General features: G+C 72.1%; 7 protein-coding genes and 1 pseudogene. 3 read left to right on the forward strand and 5 right to left on the reverse strand.

What is annotated here, in order from left to right:
- Together VB737_RS14865 and VB737_RS14870 are read left to right on the forward strand one after the other, a co-directional pair.
- A partial coding sequence (locus tag VB737_RS14865; RefSeq protein ID WP_500314103.1) for a DEAD/DEAH box helicase occupies positions 1-1,305 on the forward strand: 1,305 nt, incomplete at its 5' end.
- 139 nt (positions 1,306-1,444) lie between these two features.
- Positions 1,445-1,735 (forward strand): DUF8673 family protein, encoded by a 291-nt coding sequence (locus tag VB737_RS14870; RefSeq protein WP_094583933.1) that lies wholly within the window; start codon positions 1,445-1,447, stop codon positions 1,733-1,735.
- Positions 1,736-1,795: 60 nt separating this feature from the next.
- Here the strand turns inward: VB737_RS14870 and infA are convergent, their stop codons facing one another.
- Positions 1,796-2,065, reverse strand: coding sequence for a translation initiation factor IF-1 (gene infA, locus VB737_RS14875; protein WP_015108791.1), 270 nt, complete (start codon positions 2,063-2,065; stop codon positions 1,796-1,798).
- Positions 2,066-2,300: 235 nt separating this feature from the next.
- Between infA and VB737_RS14880 the strand changes: the two genes are divergently transcribed.
- Complete coding sequence (locus VB737_RS14880; RefSeq protein WP_500314105.1) at positions 2,301-2,921, forward strand: pseudouridine synthase; 621 nt, start codon at positions 2,301-2,303, stop codon at positions 2,919-2,921.
- Here VB737_RS14880 and VB737_RS14885 read toward each other — a convergent pair.
- The 4 genes and pseudogenes from VB737_RS14885 to VB737_RS14900 form a co-directional block, all read right to left on the reverse strand.
- Entirely contained in the window at positions 2,890-3,108 is a 219-nt protein-coding gene (locus VB737_RS14885) for a DUF8669 family protein (protein WP_500314106.1), read from the reverse strand. The two genes, VB737_RS14880 and VB737_RS14885, sit on opposite strands and share 32 nt — an antisense overlap.
- 51 nt (positions 3,109-3,159) lie before the next feature.
- Entirely contained in the window at positions 3,160-4,122 is a 963-nt protein-coding gene (locus VB737_RS14890; RefSeq protein WP_500314108.1) for an NAD(P)H-binding protein, read from the reverse strand.
- A gap of 64 nt (positions 4,123-4,186) precedes the next feature.
- On the reverse strand, positions 4,187-4,285 hold the full coding sequence (petM, locus tag VB737_RS14895; RefSeq protein WP_015108796.1) for a cytochrome b6-f complex subunit PetM: 99 nt from the start codon (positions 4,283-4,285) through the stop codon (positions 4,187-4,189).
- A 26-nt stretch (positions 4,286-4,311) separates the two neighbouring features.
- A pseudogene (locus tag VB737_RS14900) lies at positions 4,312-4,917 on the reverse strand (N2,N2-dimethylguanosine tRNA methyltransferase); the annotation flags it as partial.

The following is a 4,917-nucleotide window of genomic DNA, read 5'->3' on the forward strand; positions in this document are numbered from 1 at the left end:
GGGGCCGGCAAGACCCTGGGGGCCCTGCTCGCCTTCCGGCAGCTGCAGCGGGAGGGGCGGCTGGAGCGGTTCGTGGTCTTCTGCCACCGCAGCGCCATCGGCCGCCAGTGGATCCACGCCGCCGCCCGCCTCGGCCTGGACCTGCGGGAATGGGACGCCCCGGGGGGAGACCCTCCTCCGTCCGCCGGCCAGGGGCTGCTGCTCAGCTACCAGGGGGCGGCCCTGCACCGCCTGAGGCTGGAGCTGGAGCTGGGCCGCCTGCTGGCGGGCCGGCCCTGGCTGGCGATCGCCGACGAGGTGCACCACCTGGGCCTCGACCCCCTGGAGCCGGAGGCCACGGCCTGGGGCCACGCCTTCAGCAGCCTCAGCGGCGGTGCCCGGCTGCGGCTGGGGCTGACCGGCACCCCCTTCCGCGCCGACAACCTCGGCTTCTGTGCCGCCCGCCGGATCCGGATGCACGACCAGGACGGCCCGGCCGAGCGGATCATCCCGGACCTCTGCGTCGAGCCCCGGGCCCTGATCGCCGCCGGCGACGTGCGGCCCCTGGAATTCCGCTTCCAGGATGGCTGGGTGGAGCACGGACGCCCGGAGGACGGACGGGACACCGAGACCTCCCCCCTCTCGGCGGAGCAACGGGAGAGCTGGCGGGCCCGCAACCTGCGTCGGGCCATCTGGCCCGGGGATCGGGGCGGCATCGCCCTGCGGCTGCTGCTCCAGGCCCGCCGCCGCCTGGAGCGGGTGCGGCTGGAGCACCCGGGGGCGGGCGGGCTGGTGGTGGCCCGCGACATCGGCCACGCCGGCACCATCGCCGACCTGCTGGCCCAGGAGGGGGACCGGGTGCATCTGGTGCACTCCCAGGATCCGGAGGCGGCTCAACGCCTGGCGGCCTTCCAGGCCGGAGAGGCCGACTGGCTGGTGAGCATCGACATGTGCGCCGAAGGCTTCGACGCCCCGCGCCTACGGGTGGTGGCCTACCTCACCACCGTGGTCACCCGCAGCCGCTTCGTGCAGGCGATCACCAGGGCCGTGCGCATGGACGGGGATCGCTCCGGTCAGGAATCCATCCCACGGCGGCCGTCCTATGTGTTCGCGCCGGCCGATCCGCTGCTGATCGGCTACGCCCGGGGCTGGACCGTGAGCGAGCCCTACGTGATCCGCGCGCGTGCGCCGGAGACGGCCGCCGCCGGGGGCAGGGCACCGGGCAGCGACGAGCGCCTGCCGCTGCAGGCCCTGGCGGACGACGCCGGGCGGATGATCAGCGTCAGCGGCCCCGTGCTGCCGAACCTCGGGCGCCGGTCGGCCTGAAGGGGCCGATCGGCTTAATTTTTGGCCTGGCTTGGCTTGTCGCAGGCGCTTTTCCTGCAACGATGTGACAACCAACACCGTCGTTGCGCCCACCAGCCGCCAACGTGGGCACCACAGGACATCCACCGAGATCACCCCGATGGACAGGCCAAGAGACGACGCCAGCGATCACGACGGTTTTTCCGATACGCCCCTGGATGCGGCCGTCCATCGACGGGTGACCGTGGCCGTCTGCTGGGCCCTGGCACGGCGGGCAGCCCTGGACGGCCGGGAGCTGTTCGAGGACAGCTACGCCATCAACGAGGAGTTCCGTGAGTGGCTCCTCACCCTCGAGGACCACCCCGAACTGCTGCAGGCCAACGTGCTGATGGTGCCGAGGGACCTGCACCTGGACCGCCGCCCGGAAACCGACGGCCTGCTGGAGATCTGAGGGTTCCGGGCCCTGAGCTTCGAGCTCCGGGACCCCAGGACTTGGGTGGCCCGGCCGTGCTCAGCGGCGCCGGGGGCCGCCGGGACGGTTGCCGCCGGGCCGGGGACCGGTGGCACCGGCGTTGCGCTCCCGGTAGGTGATGCGGCCCCGGGTCAGGTCGTAGGGGCTGATCTCGACCAGCACCTTGTCGCCGGCGAGCAGCTTGATGCGGAACTTGGTGAGCTTGCCCGCCGCCCGGCAGAGGCACTGGTGACCGGCAGGCTGCTCCAGGGTGACGAGGTAGAACCCGTTGCCCTGCTCCTTTTCGATCACACCGGACGTTTCGATCATGCGGGTCGGCTGGCCTGGGGATGACAACAGAGGATCAGCTTAGGCGCCCAGCGCGCCCCACCTCGTCGCGGCCGCGCCACACGACGGCGGTCGCCGAGCGATAGGGTCGGCCGGCCTCCCGCCTCCGGCTCCCCATGATCCTTCCCCCCATCGCGATGGATCTGGGCCTGCTGCTGATCTCGATCGGCGTGGTCAACCTCTGGCGGGCCAGGGAAAGCTCCTGACAGCGGAGGCGGTGAGCACCACCCTCCTCTTCCACAAGCCCTACGGGGTCCTCAGCCAGTTCCGGCCCGAACCGGGCAGTGCCTGGGGGACCCTGGCGGACCACATCGATCGCCCCGACGTCTACGCCGCCGGTCGGCTGGACGCGGACAGCGAGGGATTGCTGCTGCTCACCGACGATGGCCGCCTCCAGGCCAGGCTCACCGATCCGGCCCGGGGCCACTGGCGCCGCTATCTGGTGCAGGTGGAGGGTGCCGTCACCGAGACGGCCCTCGACAGCCTCCGCCGGGGGGTGATGGTCAAGGGACGCCGCACCCTGCCGGCCCGGGCCAGGGCGGTGGATGACCCCTCTCTGCCGGCAAGGGAGCCGCCGATCCGGCACCGCCTGCGGGTGCCGACGGCCTGGCTGGAGCTGGAGCTGCGGGAAGGGCGCAACCGTCAGGTGCGGCGCATGACCGCGGCGGTGGGCCTGCCCACCCTGCGCCTGCTGCGCACGGCGATCGACCTGATGGATGGGGGCCCGCCGCTGGACCTGGCCGGGCTGGCGCCGGGCGACTGGCGCGAGGTGAGCCCCTCGGAGCGGCAGCGGCTGGGGGCCCTGCTCAGACCGCCAGGGCGTCCTTCAGCTCCCTGACGGTCTGCAGCTGGCCGTAGTAGTAGTTGGCCCGGGCACGGCGGTCGGGATCCTCGAGGCCATCGAAGGCATCGAAGCCCAGGGAGGCCCAGAGCTCATGGCCGCAGGCACGGGTGAGCTCGGCGATCGCCTCCTCCTCGAGGTTCGCCAGACGCCGCTGCAGGTTCTTGATCTGGGAAATCGCCATGGTCGCCGCCAAAGGCAGCAATAGTACACACGAACTGGTGCGCCGGAGTGCTCAGAACGGCAGCTTCTTCTTGGCTTCCTTGTCGAGGTCCGACTCCATCTCCCGCAGGCGCCGCAGGATCGTGTCGTAATACTCCTTGAGGTAGTCCTCCAGGCGGGTGGTCTCGGCCGCATCGAGGCCGAAGGCGGCATAACTGGCCTCCATCGGTGCCGTGAGGGCCTCGCCGCCCCCCACCACCTCGGCGAAGGCGAGGCGCTCGGCCACATTCAGGCTGGCTTCGAAGAAGCTCGTGATCGCCTGCATCAGCCGCAGCAGCACCGGCGGCACCCGGAACACCCGGGCCTCCCGGCCGCTGTAGCGCTCGCAGAGCTGGGTGATCTCCCCGGTGGTCCAGGCCCGGGGGCCGACGACGGGGAACGCCTGCCGGACCGTTTCCGGGCGCTCCAGGGCGGCCACGGCGAAGCGCGCCACATCCTGGGTGTTCATGTAGGCGATCGGTGTCGGGGCCCCGCTCACCCAGACGGTCTGGCTCTCCAGCACCGGGATGGCGAACTGGCTGATCAGGCCCTGCATGAAGGCGACGCAGCGCAGGATCGTGTAGTCGAGGTCAGAGGCTTCGAGCCACTCCTCCGTGCAGGCCTTGATGTCCATCAGCGGCACGCTGCGGTGGCGGGCCGCATCGAGCAGGGAGATGAACACCAGCCGCCGCACTCCGGCCCGTCGGCAGGCCGCGAACAGGTTCTGCTTGCCGGCCCAGTCGATGTCATAGGCGCTGCCTCCATCGGTGGCCCGGGCCGTGGCGGCGTCGATCACCGCCTCCTGGCCCTCGAGGGCGTAATCAAGGCTGTCGGGCTCCAGCAGGTCACCGCGGGTGAGGTCGCAGCCCCACTCCTGGAGGAAGGCGGCCTTGCGGGGGGATCGCACCACGCAGCGCACGACATGGCCCGCATCGAGGGCGCGACGGGCGATCTGGCGACCGAGGGTTCCTGTTCCGCCGATGACAAGAACCTTCATGGACCCCAGCAAAGGAAGCGGGCTGAGCCTAGAGGTGCGTCCGGCGCCGGCGCGATCCGGGGCTTCAGTCGTTCAGAAGCTTGAGCAGCAGCGCGCCGCCCGCCAGCCCGACAGGGATCAGCACCCAGAAGATGGCGGCGGTGCCGAAGATTTCAGAGGCCATGGCCCGGACAGGGGGGAACGGGGTACCTATCTAGCAGCCGTCGCGGCCAGCAGGCCCCGGGCCGTGGCCACGATCACCGGCCAGGGGGCCTCGCTGCGCAGCTGACCGGCCATCACGCCGCTGGGGGCGGTCGGGAACCCCTGGACCGACAGGGCCGCCACCAGGTCGGCCAGCGGCGGGGGGCCCTGGCCCAGCCGGCGGGCGATGGCGTCCACGGGCCAGCAGCGGGGCGTGCCGGCCGGATCGGCCCGGAGCCGCTCCAGCAGCCGCCGGCCCGGGCGATCGAGGTGGACGCCGCCGGTCTCGGCTTCCTGGAGCATGGTCGTGAGCGTGGCGGGATCCTGGAGGGGGCCGATCCAGAGGGGGCCGCTCACCGCCAGGGGCGGAACCTCCCCGGAGGGTGCCGCGGGGCAGCCGCAGGGCCGCCACCGCCCCAGCCGCCCCAGGCCCTGCACCTGCTGGTCCCCGCAGCCGTGGCAATGGGCCACCAGACCGAGAGACCCCTCCTCGCCGCGGGCAGGATGGCGCTCCAGGCGCAGGGCGGTGCGGAAGGCCCGGCCTTCACTGAAGCTCAGCAGGGGGGTGATCCCCCGGCCCATCGCCCAGGCGCTGCGGGCCAGCAGCCCCAGCTG

Origin of the sequence: Synechococcus sp. BA-120 BA3 (assembly GCF_034931285.1) — a bacterium.
GTDB lineage: Bacteria > Cyanobacteriota > Cyanobacteriia > PCC-6307 > Cyanobiaceae > Cyanobium.

Excerpts from the sequence above, each read along its gene's own strand:
- VB737_RS14870 (WP_094583933.1), top strand. The coding sequence starts at position 1,445 with ATGGACAGGCCAAGAGACGACGCCAGCGATCACGACGGTTTTTCCGAT.
- VB737_RS14890 (WP_500314108.1), bottom strand. The coding sequence starts at position 4,122 with ATGAAGGTTCTTGTCATCGGCGGAACAGGAACCCTCGGTCGCCAGATC.
- VB737_RS14885 (WP_500314106.1), bottom strand. The coding sequence starts at position 3,108 with ATGGCGATTTCCCAGATCAAGAACCTGCAGCGGCGTCTGGCGAACCTC.
- petM (WP_015108796.1), bottom strand. The coding sequence starts at position 4,285 with ATGGCCTCTGAAATCTTCGGCACCGCCGCCATCTTCTGGGTGCTGATC.
- infA (WP_015108791.1), bottom strand. The coding sequence starts at position 2,065 with ATGATCGAAACGTCCGGTGTGATCGAAAAGGAGCAGGGCAACGGGTTC.